We start from the raw sequence: 14,945 nt of genomic DNA on the forward strand, positions 1-14,945 counted from the left end.
TAAAAGTAAAATGATTTGATTCTAATTTTACTTTAATTCTCATCAAATTTCAAAGGTTTCTTGTTGCTTGGCCAATTTAACACGTTCAATATCTTCTTTTGCATGAATCAATCGTGTTACAAGTGCATTAAAAGGTGTGGCGATATGATTTTCACGTCCCAATTTAGCAAAATAACCATTCAAAAAATCGATTTCAGTTCGCTTACCAGCTTGAATATCTTGGTACATTGATGGGTAGTGATTACCTGCGTTTTCTGGTTTTAGCAAATTCGACAAGTCGCTTAAAATACTATTTACATCAACATTAACGCCAGCCGCGTCGCCAACTTGCTTAATCTCATCTAAAATGTTCAATGCAAGATCCATGCCATTCCCTGCTGTGCCGAACTCCGCAATGTTGGCATCAAGTAAGACTGTCAATGGGTTGAGGACAGAATTAATGCCCGCTTTGTGCCAAATAGCTTCTACAACATTATCGGATACTTCAGCATTAAGCCCTGCTTCATTCAAAGCAGTGACAACAGCGGTAATATCTGCGTGATCAATCGCTTGTAATTTAATTGAGCCTGTGCCTGTCACATGAATTTCACCAGGTTGGACCAAATCAGATGTCCACAGAGTTACCCCAGCGATAATTTGTTGTGATGACACATGCTTTGCCATTACTTCAACATTACCCAGTCCATTTGACAAGACTAATAACTGCGTTTGTTTTGTGATAAGCGGTTGAATATCAGTTAACATACGATCCAATTGTGGTGTTTTCGTCAATAAAATCACCAAATCAAATTCACCAGTAACTTCTTTGGGTGTCATGACTGGAATAAAATATTTTTTAGATGACCCGTCATCCTCTGTCACAGTCAATCCCTTGGTATTGATTGCCGCAATGTGCGCTGCCCAACCATCAATACCAATTACATCGTGACCAGCACGTTGCAACATTACACCAACTCGCGCACCTAATGCGCCAAAACCCGCAATTGCAATTTTCATGATTTATTGTCGCATATCATCCAATCGGAAACGATTGTGATACACTTCCTCCACTTTACTTATTAGTACCGTACCATATTTTCTCATCTATAAGTAAAATAAAAAGCTAAGATTTTTCTTAGCCTTCCGTCATTTCTTCAGTTTTAATGTCATCGAGTAAATCACGTTCTTGTGCGGTTAATTGACGATTTTCGAGCAAATCCGGTCGTCGCAAGTAGGTCCGTCGCAATGATTCTTTCAAACGCCACTCTGCAATTTTAGCATGATTGCCATTAGTCAAAACTTCTGGTACTTGTCGTCCTCTAAAGTCTGCTGGTCTAGTGTATTGCGGAAATTCAAGCAGGCCATTCTGAAATGAATCGTCATCAGCACTTGAAGCGTTGCCAAGAATTTCCGGTAAGAAGCGCACTGTGGCATCAATAATAACCATCGCGCCCAGTTCACCACCAGTTAAAACATAATCCCCAAGTGAGATTTCATCATCTACTAACTCGCGAATACGATCATCATAACCCTCATAATGGCCCGCAATAAATGTCAAATGGTCATATTGCGCCAGTTCTTGTGCAACAGAATGATTAAACTGTCGTCCGGCAGGGTCCAATAAAATGACATGTCCCTCATCACCGGCCTTTTTTTCAACATCGGCCATCGCATCAAAAATTGGTTGTGGCATCAATAACATGCCCGCACCACCGCCGAATGGATAGTCATCAACATTATTATGCTTGTTGTCCGTAAAATCACGAAAATCAGTCACATTAAAATCAAGTGCCTGTTTGTCAATCGCTTTTCCAATAATTGATTGTCGCATCGGCGCAAACATATCTGGAAAAAGGCTTAAAACATCAATTCGCATTAATCTAACAACCCTTCTAAAACATCAATGGTAATCAATTTGTCGTTGACGTTTATTTCCTTTACAACATCATCAATCAGCGGAATGAGTGCATCAGATTGACCTTCACGTTTAACAATCCAAACATCATTAGCACCAGTGGTCATAATCTCTTTAACAATACCGATATGATTGCCTGATAAGTCAACAACCTCACTATCAATGATTTCATCATAATAATATTCATCATCGCCGAGTTCTGGACGTGAATTGCCTTCTACGTAAACATCATCGCCTTTGTATTTTTCAATCTCGTTAATATTGCTGACACCGTCGAAGAGTACCAACCAAGCATTTTTGTGTAAACGTGAGGATTTAACTGTTACCGGTACGCGACCTTGTTTGGTATCAATAAAAAGAGACGCTCCTTTTTGGAAACGTTCTTCTGCAAAATCGGTGATAGCCATAATTTTGACTTCGCCACGGATACCATGCGTGTTAACAATTGTGCCCACTTTAAAAAAATTATCTGTATTAGTCATGACTCTATTGTATCAGGTTTTTAAGTAACAACCTATACTCCAAGTTAATCAATTTTAATGCCTTCTAGGGTTAATAGTTGCGTTTTGACTAAAGTACCATATCGAAATTTACCAACGCCACCACTTTTAGGCAAAATACGGTGACAAGCATTAATAATTGGCAATGGATTTTTACCAACAGCGCTTGCGACAGCGCGAATCGCCTTAGGACGACCCACTTTTTCTGCTAATTGACTATAAGTCAATGTGCCTTTGAACTGATTAAGCGTTCGCCAGACTGATTTTTGAAATTCAGTACCCGAAGGAAAATCAATTGGCACACGCGTCCAGTCAACTGACAAACCATTTTCGTATTGATGGAACAATTGCGCAACCGGCAGTGTATCTGGTTCTAACTCATATCCTTGATATTCAGACAGAAACTCAGCTACCCCATCGTTGGCCAAACTGATAAAAACTAAATGTCCATCACGCTCAAAAGCGGTTAAATGACCGCCCAAAAAATCAATTGTCTCATACTTAATCATACGTTTAGTTTATCATGATGATAATGATTCAACAATTATCTTGCATTAAAAGTTAACCTTGTTTGCCAAAATAGTTTTACTTATTTTTTTCAACTTTAAGCGATGTGAGTTGGCTTAATAATTTACGTATTCGTGAATGGCATATACCAGATTCTGTTTCATTAAAATCAGTACCGAAGACTTTCCATAGCAGATAAACAATGCCTAAGACCAACAAAAAACCACCAGCAACTTCAATAATAAGTATATCTGGAATTAGAATGACAATAACAATTGTTAAAAATATAGCAACTATGAATGCAGGCATAATAGTTCTCCATTCTGCGATAGTATTAATTGCTAAACTGCTGTTTAGTTACCATTTATAATATCATTAAATTTCTGTAATAGATATCTCATTTCAATCCCTTTTTTAGGATTCAAATAAAAAATTTTTTGGGGTGATTTTTGCCACTGAAACTTGATTGCTATTTGAAATGATTGCGGGTTTTTAATGGTGTGTGAAACAAGGTAAAATTATTGGAACATATAATCTGAAACGATTATATCTCGTTGGATATATACTCTGGAAGTTATTATAATATCAATTTCTAATTTTTGAAGTGACGAAAAACAACGACTGACATTATTCAAAACAGCCGTACATACTAATTATCAACAGCAGATGACAGTGCTGCACCATCTGTTGTACCGGAATTTTTAATATAGTCTACCACTTATTTCATTTACGGAACGGTTGTATCTAGTTGAATTTGCTCATTTTCTTATAATAATCAGTTTAAAAATTACTAGCTACCCCATGGTTGATTATTTTCAATTGGTCCTTTAACTTCACTGAGCAGTATAGTCCCTATCCAGTTTTTTTACATTTTGTAAAGAATTTTAGAACTTCGCGCATTAGTTTATCGTAATAATCCTATTCCAATTTGTGCTTTATATACAATTATTCCATAATTAAAATCTGATTTTTGTTACTCATTATTATTTGAATCTAAAAAATTCATTCACCTGGAAAAATTATGAGTAACACCTGATTAATTATTTTTTCATCATTCATCTATCGAATACCTGTTCATTCCATTATGTTCACTAATTTCTTTACCTTGACTATCAAATTTTGGTAATGCTGCACTTAGTTGTCCAATTCCATTATATTGAATAAATAGATATAGATATTGACCACTTTCTAATCCCATTTTTTCCGTATTTTTAAATGAAATAACAGTATTGACTTTATTATTTTCAATATTTTCACTATCTTTTTCAAAAACTTTAGCGTTGTATGTTGGTATTTCTTTTATATCAAATTTTGTACTAGCTAGGCCAGTTGGACCAATATTACCACTTGATGTTGAATATTGAAATTGAACATTATTATTATCAAAATCTATGATAATTCTTTGCGGCGCCTTGTTATTTCCATTTTCAGTAACTAAATTAAACGTTTTAGATCCCGTTAAAATTTCATCTCTGATTTTGTAAGGATAGTCTTTATCATCAGTAACATAAGCTCCGCCCATTCCTTGATTATTTTCTGTTTCTGAATCTGATTCACTTTGACTTTCAATACTGCTAGATGTTGCCGCTGAACTTGATTTATCACTACTTGATAAACTATCTTTTTTATCTGTTTTTATCACGCTTGATTTTGATAAAGTGTGATTATTACTGGTTTTGCCAGTGATAATAAAAAATGATACTATCAATAAACCTGATAATAAAAAGATAATAGCATATAATACGCCGTTACCTTTCCTTAATGCACCATGTCTATTATTGTACTTACTCATGATATTCACCCACTTATAAATGATATTATTACATAATATTTCAAATAAAACAAAAAATATCGTATTTTTTTATTAATTACGATATTTTTTTCACATTCAATAATATCATATTTTTGAGATAAATAAAGTTTTGTTAATTACGATTCCCCACATCTACCACCTCACCCACGCTCAAAGCAATCAGTTTAGGTGGGTTTATTTTGTATTCTGGATATTCTTGTCGTAGTGCTTCTTGATATAAATTTAGTTGTCCTTTATACCGCTGCTCTAGTTGTGCTAAGCCTTCTGCTAGACGTGCTGGTTGCACAAAATCTGTTTTGTAGTCAAATAGTGTCACGCTTTTGGTTGATTCATCGACAAAATAACCGTCAATTATACCGTGTATGAGTACAGGCGCATCGTCATTGACTTCTTGATAGATTTGATTAGCTGGTACAATCATGGCAAATGTAGCTTCTCGTTGTAATGTACGCTGATGTGCTGCAATTTCTTGAGCAAATGGTGTGTGTACAAAACGTAAAATGTCATCAACTTGTATCAATGCTGCCACGCTAGGCAAAATTTGCTCACTAGCCACTAATTTTGTTAATAAATTATCAACACTTTTAGCATCAACAGGTTGCGTTATATCAATCAATTGCAACAGCAAGTGTGTCGCTGTACCAATAGCGCTGCTTGATGGTTTTTGCTGACCATCACTCAAAAAAGTAGGTAATGGCAAAGTCTCTGACACGTAGGCATTAGCAGCTTGTGTATTACCCTGCTCATCAAGTATCAGCGTGCTCATATTCAAACGATCGGGATCTTCAAATAAACGCTTAATCTCACTAACAGATTGATAAGCTGCCGTTTTTGCTGCTGACATATTGGGATATCGGTACGATAGTAGTGCTTTAGCTTGATTATAGTCTTCAGCCGTATAATCATCTTGTTGCTCAGCTTCATTAGGCAAGCTTTCTGATACTATATTTGGTGCAACAATATCTGTTTGCGGTGTGATTACAATTGATGTTTTTGCGTTGGTTGGTGTTTCATTTCCCATCAAACGCGGTAGACTATCGTCGCCTAACCACGCGTTCAATACTTGATTCTCAGTTCGTGCAAAACTAATCAGTAACCATTGTAAATATGAATTTGCTTGTAATCGCAAGTTTTCTGACAAAAATTGACCGCTAGTTTGCTTCGCTGATTGCCATAATGCTTTAATTGCTTCGTTGCCCTCTTCGCCTTTAATTTTGACGGTTCCAACAATATAAAGTTGTTGCTCAGCGCGAGTTAATGCAACATACAGTAAACGCATTTCTTCGGACCAGCTTTGCCGTTTTAAGGCTTGTTTAACAACTAATTTCTGCAAGGTCGGCATCGTAACCAATGCGTCAGGTTGCAAATATTCCAGACCAACACCCGCATTTTTTTGAATTAATAGTCCCCCATTCAGGTCTTTGGTATTAAAAGCTTTATCAGCTTCCGGTAGCATGACAATCGGAAATTCTAATCCTTTTGACGCGTGAATCGTCATCAAACGAACCGCTTGTGCGTCAGCTTCTTGTGGTGCCTCACCCAAGTCGCCATCAGAACTTTGCAATTGTTCAATGTAACGAATAAATCGAAATAACCCAGCATGTGTGTTATTTTGGTAGCTTTGCGCATACGTGTACAAAGCGTGTAGATTAGCTTGGCGCTGGGAACCACCTGCCATACCACCAACATAATCCAACCAAGCTGTCTCGTCATAAATGCTCCAAATAAGCGTCACGAGGTCATTTTGAATCGCAATATCATGCCATTTGTTAATCATTGCAATCACGTTTTCAGCTTGTTCATTTGATTTGGCATAGCGATTAAATGCTGTCCAAAAATCATGTTTCTGATCCGCCGTCCGAATGGCCGCCAAATCATTCTCATTAAATCCAAACATGGGCGAACGCAAGATTGCCACTAACGGAATATCTTGATGTGGATTATCAATGACACGTAATATATCCAACATCAAGTATATTTCCATAGCCTGAAAATAATTGCCAACACCATCCACTTGGACGGGAATACCTGCTTGTCGCAATGTCGCAACCAAATCAATATAGCCAGTTTTAGAACGTGTTAAAATTGCAATATCGCCATAGGCAACCGGTCGCATTCCCGCTGGCTCAGCTTTGCGGTCATATATAGTTGTGCCGCGCAACTCTAATATTTTGTTAGCCAGTAAGGCATATTGTGCCTGACGTTTTTCAAATGTATCTTCTTCACTCGTTTCGTCAGCATTATCTTGGGTTATGATATCAAGATGAAAGACAGGTGCGACTTCCTCTGGGTATGAAGCTTTGGGCACTAATTTAGCATCCCCAACGTAAGCAATATCGCCCAATGTTTCATCCATCAGTTGAGTGAAAATTAAATTCGTCACACGCGTAACATTGTTTTGTGAACGAAAATTGTCAGCCAAATCTATTCGGCTATCATTATTTCCTGATTGTGCAAATTTTTTGTACTTGGCAGTAAATAATGATGGTTCTGCTTGACGAAAGCCATAAATACTTTGCTTCACATCGCCAACCATGTACATATTGTGTCCGTTGGAAACACTGGTTAGTAAAGTTTCTTGGAGCTGGTTAATATCTTGATACTCATCAACTAAAATTTCTTGGAATTGGCCTTGTATGGTTTGTTTGGTAACGTCATCAGATAAAATTTGTAAGGCTAACGTCCCCAAATCTGGAAAATCGAGTAACTTTGCGTCTCGTTTTGCTTGCTCAAAGGACTTCCGGAAAGACTCCGTCACAATAACTAACGTGTCAATTAATTGAAATGCCAACCCTTGAACTCGTAACCATGCCGACTCGTTTAATATGAAGTAGTCTTCCAGCCAAGGCTTTAATTGTGATTTTGATCCAATGACTTGCGCGCGTACTTGTCGCGCAGCAGCCACCAAAGCTGACAGATCTGGATCTTCTTTAATCGCTTTTGTTTGTGTGTTCATTTTAGCAGCTGGTACAGCTAAAATAGCAGATTGCAATGCGTCCCATGAACCCGTTTCAATCTGCTGAACAATTGACGATAGGTACGTCGCTATTTCTTCAAAGGCATCTTGTGTTTTTTGTAATTCGTCAACACCATCAACACCGAGCTGAATCTGTTGCACTTTTTCCGTTAAGTCAGCAATGTTCGCCTTCAAAAACGGTTTGATGTGTTTGGTGAATAAATCAGTTTTAACCAATGGCTCGCCACTAACGCGGTATGGATTCCGTAAGTTTTCTAACCATTGCGTGCCATCAGCTCGTGCTTCCGCAAAATCAGCTAATTTTAGGACAATATTTTGCAACGCATCATCATGATTGGGATTACCAAAATTATTGACCAAGGCTAAAAAGTCTTGATGGTTGTCATTTTCTTCCGCATAAAATTCAGCAAACACTTCAATTAAAACATCTTGACGCATCAGCTCACGCTCAGCTGTGTCAGATAAAAGACGGAATTGTGGATCTAAGCCTATCACGTGATAGTACATTTCAATGAGTCGTAAAGCATACGCATCAATAGTGGAAATGTTAGCTGCGGGCAACAACAACAATTGCTCTTGTAAAAATCGTTTTTGTTTCCCAGTTGCCGTCTGCAAACGCTTCTCAATGGCTATCTCTAGTCTTTGTCGCATTTCATGAGCAGCGGCGTTAGTAAATGTCACAATTAAAAAATTGTCAACGCTCGTCCCCGCCAAAATTTTTTGAATAATACGTTCAATTAAAACTGTTGTTTTACCAGAACCGGCTGAGGCAGCAACCAGAATATTATGGTCTGTTTCATCAATAGCGCGTTGTTGATTAGCTGTAAATGTGGTCGCCATTATTCACCCTCATCTTTCAATAATTCTAAAATACGATTCTTATCACCCGTGGTTTGCTCACGATAGCGATCGCCAAGCGCGCGATCAAAACGCATGATATCAAGGTATGGGGAATAGGTCAACCCACCTTCAACTGGTGAAAGCGGGAAGTGACCAGCTAATATTTGTTGTCCCGCTGTCACAATGTTTTGTCGATTCCGTTTTAAGAGCGTTTCAAATTCTTCAGCTGATACAGCGTCAACACCTGATTTTCCTAAATCACCATTTTTGAGACGCGCCAATGGATAATGGGGCGACTTTTCTGATGGTTCAATGTCAGCAAGTGCATCAACATAAGCTGAATCAGAAATGAATAGTCCGCGGTATTTGAAGTTTTCTGGTAAGATTTTACCTGCTAATAGTGCATCAATGTCCATACTACGCGTTAATGAGGTCTTATCAGGTACAATTTTTGCAAAAAACGCCCCACCCACTTTATCAAAACCGAGTTGACTAGCACTCTGTTGCGCAGCATCCCAATAAGTCAGTAACTGCATTTGTAAACCATCATAAGCTTGTGCCCAGCTAAATAGTTTGCCATTTGATTTATAGTCAATAATGGTCCCAAATTCACCCGCATTGTCTTGCAAATCTAAACGATCCAACTTACCACGGACATGTATTTTTGGTAACTGTAAGGCTGGCAATGAAGCTTTTGGAAAACCAAATAATTGTTCGACCGCTAATGGCCGACTCGTGTTTTCACGTGCCGCTGCTTGCAAATTCAATAATAAAATGTCACTAACACGTGTCAAATACTCACTGGTAGCACGCATTTTACCATCTTCGGTAAGCATCTCAAAAACTGGCAATGTTACTAATTCAGCCATTTGTTCGGAAACCAAATGTTTGATATCATCGCTAGTCAAGTCACGCAAACTTAAATTATTTTGAATGAGGTGCGCTAACACCTTTTCAACAATAGCATGATACAGTGTGCCTGTTTGCGCGACATCTAGGGTGTTTGTTGTGCGCTCTTTTAAACGCAGCCCATACTGCAAAAAGTAGGCATACGGATTATGGTAGTAACTTTCTAATTGAGAAATCGAGACATTTAACTGGTCACCAAACAGTGCTGCCACAAATTCTGGGCGCAATTGGACCGGCTTATTTTGATAATTTGGTGCAGAAAAAACACGATTAAGTCGTGATTTTACCGTTGTTTCAAGCAATGATTTCACTGCTTTAAACGCAGAGGTTTGCCTAGCAACCGGTAAAATTTTCACTAATTCAGATAATGTTGTTTGAGGTGTTCCAATATAGTGTTTAATTAAGGCTGAACTAGAAGCTGGCTGCCCGCTGACGGTTGTCACGTCAACACTGAAGGCATCAACCAAACGTTTGAAAAATGGCGACATTTCTGCTATTTGTCCACTGCTATCCAAGATTGGGTAAGATAACGTGATATGGTCAGTCGCTGACATCAGACTACCATAAAATAACAAATTTTCTTCTGCCATCTGCTGCTGCGCTGTATTTTGCAGGTATCGTGGCTGGTCACCTGACTGTAAGTCTGGCATAACCATTGTTCGCTCGGCATCATTAATTAAAGCTGTTGTTTTAGTTTGTGCCGGTAAGTTTTGGCGCGTACCGCCAATAAAAAATAATGCCCGATAGCTCGTACTTTGCACAATCCCAGCTTCAGATATGGTTAATTGATCTAGACTGTTTGGAATGCCTGAAAATTTAGCACCGGAAAAGCCAGCAATCAAAATATCAACCATGTCTGTCAAAACAAAATCATCATCGCCTTTGAAACTAACCATATCATCTAATGTCTGGCTGAACATCTGCCAAACTTCATCGTGTTGTTGGGCGTGCACTAAATCCCCTTGCGCCATTAAATTATCGCGTTGCTTAATCAAGGCTTCAACAACATGTTTTTTTTGTAGCCATTCAATCAACACAGTGGCTGCTTGACGGAAAGTTGTTGCTTTTTTAAAACCATCATCTAACTGATCAAATGATTTAACCACAAAGCGACGCAAAAACTCAAGCCGTTGATTAATTTTTTGATCTTGTGAAATTTCTGTTTCATCATTATCACGAGTCACTTGGAATAGTTGAAAAGGTCGATCAAACTGATGCCAAGTGGACTCATAAGGTCGATAAGCATATAAATAATTATCCAAATAGCCCACAATGTCGAAAAATTCATCACTATCAACCAATTTTCCGTCGACAGTTGGTCGCAACAAACCCGTTTTTAATATTGCTAACACATTTTGATAATTAAATTTTTGTGGCGATAAAAGTGTCAGAATCAGTTCGACCAACGGATGATTCATCATTGTGATATCAGTGTCCAGAAAAAAAGGCAGCTCAAATGCGGCCATCACAGCCGAAATATGTGGTTGATAAGGTCCCAAATCGCGAGCCAAAATCAAAATATCTCTTAAATGCAGTGACGGATCCTGTTGTAAAGCACGCCTGATGCGTCTGGCTACCTCCTGAATTTCCACAATCGGCGTTTCAGCTGCAAATGCTTGGAGTGCGGTTATATTATTATCAGTTGCTTGAAATGAACGATATTCCCCTAATTTCTCCCATGCGGATAAGACTTGCTCATTAGCAGAAGAGAGATTTCGTAAAATACTAGCACTACGCGTCTTTACTGATTGTTGATTGTTTGATGCCCATGAAATCAACTGTTGGGCAGTTGTCATAGGCTTGAAAAAGACATCCCCTGCTTGCTGTTTACCCAGTTTTGAAGTATCACCTAATAGCGCTATTGTCACTGGATAGCGGGCAATTAAAGCATTTACGACAGCTTGTTCCGCACTAGTAAAGCCATTGAAGCCGTCTAAATAAAACATCGTATTTGTCAGCTCAAAATCATTCAATTCCTCGACAAAATGCAACAACGTTTCTTGTGCAGTAATTCTTTGTTGTCCTAGTTGTTGTTCAAATGCTTCAGCGACAATTGCCAAATCACGAAGTTTAGCATTTAAAGTTTGTCGCAAAAAAATATTGTCAGCTGATTTAGCCACTATGTCGAGCAAATCTTGAGGTGATACGCGACTCACACGTAGCTCAATTAATTGTGAGACCAACGCTGTCACAAAACCGCTTTTAGCTTGTAGACGCGCAAAAACTGGCAATTGGCTTGCCTTCTCTCGCAAAATATCAGTGACCATCATAAATAATCCGGCCGTTGAAACCGTTTCTGGTTGTTTCGTTGGTCTATTTTTCATGAGGGCCCAAGCCAGCCGTGTTAACGAATATACCTGCAGCCGACTCTGCGAATAACGTTGCACCTGACTATAACCATTGATGACAGAAAAACGTTGAAGCACATCAACTTCGCTGTCAAATTTAACGTGATTAGGCACAATATAATATATGGTTAAACTAGCATTTTGCTGGAGCTGTTTTTGAATATCGGCCAACATTTCACCACGCATGTCATGCTCAGCACGCCCCATTAAAATATTGAGCGCCATTAACTTAGCCTTTCTTCAGGGACATAATTAATTGGTAACCATTCTAAGACACGCTCAATTTTTTTATCCCAATAATACCATTCATGCTTACCAGGTGCAGTTTCAAAAGTGATATCATAGTTTAAATCACGTAACTTTGGAATGAAGTCATCGTTAGTCGGCTTTAAATAATCCTGTTCTCCAATCCAAGCGTATAATTGTGGTTTATGCGTATTTTTTTTGGCTAGCGCAAGCAAGTCATTATCCGAACCAACAAATTTGTCCAAATCGCCAAAAATACCGGTCCAATAATCATGCGGCGTCTCATCTGGTATTGTACCAAATTGCGGATTACCTACTAACGCACCTGACAATGAAGCGGCATAGCTAAACCGAGTTGTGCCTAATCCAAGTTTGAAAGCACCGTAGCCACCCATCGATAAACCAGCGACAAAGTTTTTTTCGCGCTTGGTTGACAGTTGTGGGAACAATGAGGCTACTTTGTTCGGTAATTCTTCTGCCAAGGCATCAAAGTAATTCAGACCGTATGTTGTGTTAGTATACCAGGCCAAATCAGTTGACGGCATCACAACCGCCACAATTGTTTGACGAACTAATCGCTCAATCGATGTACGACGCTGCCAAATATCTTGATCGCCAGACATGCCATGTAGCAAATACAATACTGGTATGTCTTGCAGCATATCAGCTGTCCAACTCGGATTGTGATCAGATAATTCAGGTAAAATCACGTTCATGTGTCGATCCATTCCCAAAACCTGCGAATAATAATTAACTTGTAAAAATGCCATGCGTTGTTATCCCCTTTTAGTATTTACTGCTATTTTAACAGAAATAACCTGCAATTGTGATTGGAAACACCAGTTTTTTTCGCTATTGTCGCAAATCAAAACCTATTTTTGGCAAAAAAAAATGTGCCAAATTAATGGCAACATTTTTAAACTTTTTGAATTAAACAAGTGCTAACAAATCAGCCTTCTTTGCAGAAGATGCGTATTCAGTACCTTGTGCATCCAAATATGCTTTGATTTCAGCAACTGTATTCTTTTCTGTAGGCTTGTCAGTAGCAGGCTTAGCAGCAGCTTTTTTTGCTGACTTTGCAGCTGGCTTCTTACCTGACTTTGAGTCATTATACTTAGCCAAAATACCTGCGTTGCTCAACAAGTTGCGAACTGTGTCAGATGGTTGTGCACCATTGCCCAACCATGACAAAATCTTGTCTTCATCCAACTTGATTTCAGCAGGTTGTGCGATTGGGTTATAAGTACCAACTGTTTCAATAAAACGGCCGTCACGAGGTGAACGTGAATCAGCAATAACGACACGATAGAACGGACGCTTTTTTGCACCCATACGCTTCAAACGAATTTTAACTGCCATGTGGTAGTCCTCCAATTATCTTTGTGTTTGTACACATTTATTTTACTAGATAATTATGCCACTACTTCTAAGCTGTGTCAAGTGTTTTTACTTGACATCCTTTTGTTGTTCACGTGCAATATTGATTTCTTCACTCAAAATGATCAAATTATCTAATGCACGTCGCGCCAAAAAAGAATCATGTTTGCGATTGGCCTCATTGGTGATGCCACCAAGTGTGTGTGGTGTATTTAAATCATTAATAATTTTTACAAGCTGATTCTGCCAACTAGTGAGTTGCTCATTCTCCGTCATAAAAAATCCTCCAGTTGATATATCATTTATTCTACCAAATTAACAAGAAAATAACAAAAAATCTTCTTAAGATTAAATTATTACAATCAAAATTTTAAAAAGATGCGTTATTAGTTATAAAAGCAGCCATTTATTAATATTTTGTATTGTTTCTTCAGGAACATATCGTAAATGTATCATGTGTCCCCCATTATCATCACGAACAATGATGTCGAGATGTGTTGCCTTTTTTGTGGTTAAGGTAAACATACCATGAGTATTAACACCTTGTATTTTATCACGCGTGATAAAGTAACCCTCTTTCGTTAGACCATTACTACGCTGCAAGTAAATAACAGACTCATGATATCCGATTTTTTGGTCTTTTATTGTCATCGTGTTTTTTAAAATTAAAAACACTGCCACAACCAAAGTAATCAAAATACCAAGCAATATATTATGCCAATCCCAAAATTTTGGTAACCAGATCCTCAAAATACCACTCAAAACGACAATCGTAGTTGCCATCCGCAATAAACTAAATCTAACCTGATACCATGCAGCCGCCTTAATAGCGCTAGTTTGCCACTGCTTGATATCGAAGTCCCCAACTCCCAAAACTTTTCGCAACGTAGTTGTTACCTTTTGATTGCTAACTACTGGAATCAGTATAGTTTTCTTGTCATCTTGATCTCGACTTGCGGAAAGCAAAACGTTGGCATTCATCAACTTAACCATTCTTCTCAGCAAAGTTTGTCGCAATTGAACAGCTTGAATTCTACTAAACTTAAGTTGGACACTTTTACGTGCTAGTAAACCACGCGAAATCACAAGATGATTGTCTTCATGTAAAACTTTAAAATCAAAATATTGATTATAAATCCTGAAAAATCCAACGACAATACCTATCAATAGACCAATTACAATCAAAGAACTCAATACTATCACGGATTGATGATTCACAAAATTTGTAAATGTCGCTTTGAGATGTTTTGGTAAAAGATCGTCAATTTGCGTCCATAATGTGAACAAAGCCAAAAAGCCACCGAGACCACTCAGTGAGGTAACAGCGTATAACATCAAGTCACTATTTGTCACATGATATCTTAGCTCTGCTATAGATTGTTTTGGTCTAATTTCTTCAACACTGGCTTTTTTCTACCAGAAGTCAAGTGTTTCAATGCATTTAGCTTCTTTTTCTTATGATGCAATTGATAATAAAGTACTACTGAAATAAGCCGATGTCTTCACATTGGTTTTGCAAAATGTTAGGCTTATA

General features: G+C 38.1%; 12 protein-coding genes. All 12 read right to left on the bottom strand.

Going from position 1 to position 14,945, the window contains the following annotated elements:
- Positions 1–42 precede the first annotated feature (42 nt).
- Entirely contained in the window at positions 43–996 is a 954-nt protein-coding gene (locus FF105_RS09450) for a ketopantoate reductase family protein (RefSeq protein ID WP_010291869.1), read from the bottom strand.
- Between the two features lie 118 nt (positions 997–1,114).
- Positions 1,115–1,855, bottom strand: a complete 741-nt coding sequence (gene trmD / locus FF105_RS09455; RefSeq protein WP_010291875.1) for a tRNA (guanosine(37)-N1)-methyltransferase TrmD — start codon at positions 1,853–1,855, stop codon at positions 1,115–1,117.
- The gene (gene rimM / locus FF105_RS09460; RefSeq protein ID WP_010291878.1) at positions 1,855–2,376 is read right to left on the bottom strand and encodes a ribosome maturation factor RimM; all 522 of its coding nucleotides are present in this window, start codon (positions 2,374–2,376) and stop codon (positions 1,855–1,857) included. Before rimM ends, trmD begins: the two co-directional genes overlap by 1 nt.
- Before the next feature lie 44 nt (positions 2,377–2,420).
- Positions 2,421–2,903: a methylated-DNA--[protein]-cysteine S-methyltransferase gene (locus FF105_RS09465; protein WP_290046723.1), complete on the bottom strand. Its 483-nt coding sequence runs from the start codon at positions 2,901–2,903 to the stop codon at positions 2,421–2,423.
- Positions 2,904–2,979: 76 nt separating this feature from the next.
- On the bottom strand, positions 2,980–3,210 hold the full coding sequence (locus FF105_RS09470; protein WP_010291891.1) for a hypothetical protein: 231 nt from the start codon (positions 3,208–3,210) through the stop codon (positions 2,980–2,982).
- 742 nt (positions 3,211–3,952) lie between these two features.
- Positions 3,953–4,693: a hypothetical protein gene (locus FF105_RS09475; RefSeq protein ID WP_010291892.1), complete on the bottom strand. Its 741-nt coding sequence runs from the start codon at positions 4,691–4,693 to the stop codon at positions 3,953–3,955.
- Between the two features lie 133 nt (positions 4,694–4,826).
- Positions 4,827–8,531: a helicase-exonuclease AddAB subunit AddA gene (gene addA / locus FF105_RS09480; protein ID WP_290046725.1), complete on the bottom strand. Its 3,705-nt coding sequence runs from the start codon at positions 8,529–8,531 to the stop codon at positions 4,827–4,829.
- The gene (locus FF105_RS09485) at positions 8,531–12,013 is read right to left on the bottom strand and encodes a PD-(D/E)XK nuclease family protein (protein ID WP_147651885.1); all 3,483 of its coding nucleotides are present in this window, start codon (positions 12,011–12,013) and stop codon (positions 8,531–8,533) included. Before FF105_RS09485 ends, addA begins: the two co-directional genes overlap by 1 nt.
- Positions 12,013–12,804 (bottom strand): alpha/beta hydrolase, encoded by a 792-nt coding sequence (locus tag FF105_RS09490; RefSeq protein WP_010291895.1) that lies wholly within the window; start codon positions 12,802–12,804, stop codon positions 12,013–12,015. The genes FF105_RS09485 and FF105_RS09490 overlap by 1 nt, the downstream gene beginning before the upstream one ends.
- A gap of 160 nt (positions 12,805–12,964) precedes the next feature.
- Positions 12,965–13,393, bottom strand: coding sequence for a 30S ribosomal protein S16 (rpsP, locus tag FF105_RS09495; protein ID WP_147651887.1), 429 nt, complete (start codon positions 13,391–13,393; stop codon positions 12,965–12,967).
- An 87-nt stretch (positions 13,394–13,480) separates the two neighbouring features.
- The gene (locus FF105_RS09500; RefSeq protein ID WP_010291897.1) at positions 13,481–13,687 is read right to left on the bottom strand and encodes a hypothetical protein; all 207 of its coding nucleotides are present in this window, start codon (positions 13,685–13,687) and stop codon (positions 13,481–13,483) included.
- A 114-nt stretch (positions 13,688–13,801) separates the two neighbouring features.
- A complete protein-coding gene (locus FF105_RS09505; RefSeq protein ID WP_290046726.1) occupies positions 13,802–14,764 on the bottom strand; it encodes a PH domain-containing protein in 963 nt (320 codons plus the stop codon).
- Positions 14,765–14,945 lie beyond the last annotated feature (181 nt).

It is taken from the genome of Leuconostoc sp. UCMA20149 (genome assembly GCF_030400235.1).
GTDB lineage: Bacteria > Bacillota > Bacilli > Lactobacillales > Lactobacillaceae > Leuconostoc > Leuconostoc pseudomesenteroides.

Coding starts and splice junctions, on each gene's coding strand:
- FF105_RS09470 (WP_010291891.1), bottom strand. CDS start 3,210: ATGCCTGCATTCATAGTTGCTATATTTTTAACAATTGTTATTGTCATT.
- FF105_RS09465 (WP_290046723.1), bottom strand. CDS start 2,903: ATGATTAAGTATGAGACAATTGATTTTTTGGGCGGTCATTTAACCGCT.
- rpsP (WP_147651887.1), bottom strand. CDS start 13,393: ATGGCAGTTAAAATTCGTTTGAAGCGTATGGGTGCAAAAAAGCGTCCG.
- rimM (WP_010291878.1), bottom strand. CDS start 2,376: ATGACTAATACAGATAATTTTTTTAAAGTGGGCACAATTGTTAACACG.
- FF105_RS09475 (WP_010291892.1), bottom strand. CDS start 4,693: ATGAGTAAGTACAATAATAGACATGGTGCATTAAGGAAAGGTAACGGC.
- FF105_RS09490 (WP_010291895.1), bottom strand. CDS start 12,804: ATGGCATTTTTACAAGTTAATTATTATTCGCAGGTTTTGGGAATGGAT.
- FF105_RS09485 (WP_147651885.1), bottom strand. CDS start 12,013: ATGGCGCTCAATATTTTAATGGGGCGTGCTGAGCATGACATGCGTGGT.
- addA (WP_290046725.1), bottom strand. CDS start 8,531: ATGGCGACCACATTTACAGCTAATCAACAACGCGCTATTGATGAAACA.
- FF105_RS09500 (WP_010291897.1), bottom strand. CDS start 13,687: ATGACGGAGAATGAGCAACTCACTAGTTGGCAGAATCAGCTTGTAAAA.
- trmD (WP_010291875.1), bottom strand. CDS start 1,855: ATGCGAATTGATGTTTTAAGCCTTTTTCCAGATATGTTTGCGCCGATG.
- FF105_RS09450 (WP_010291869.1), bottom strand. CDS start 996: ATGAAAATTGCAATTGCGGGTTTTGGCGCATTAGGTGCGCGAGTTGGT.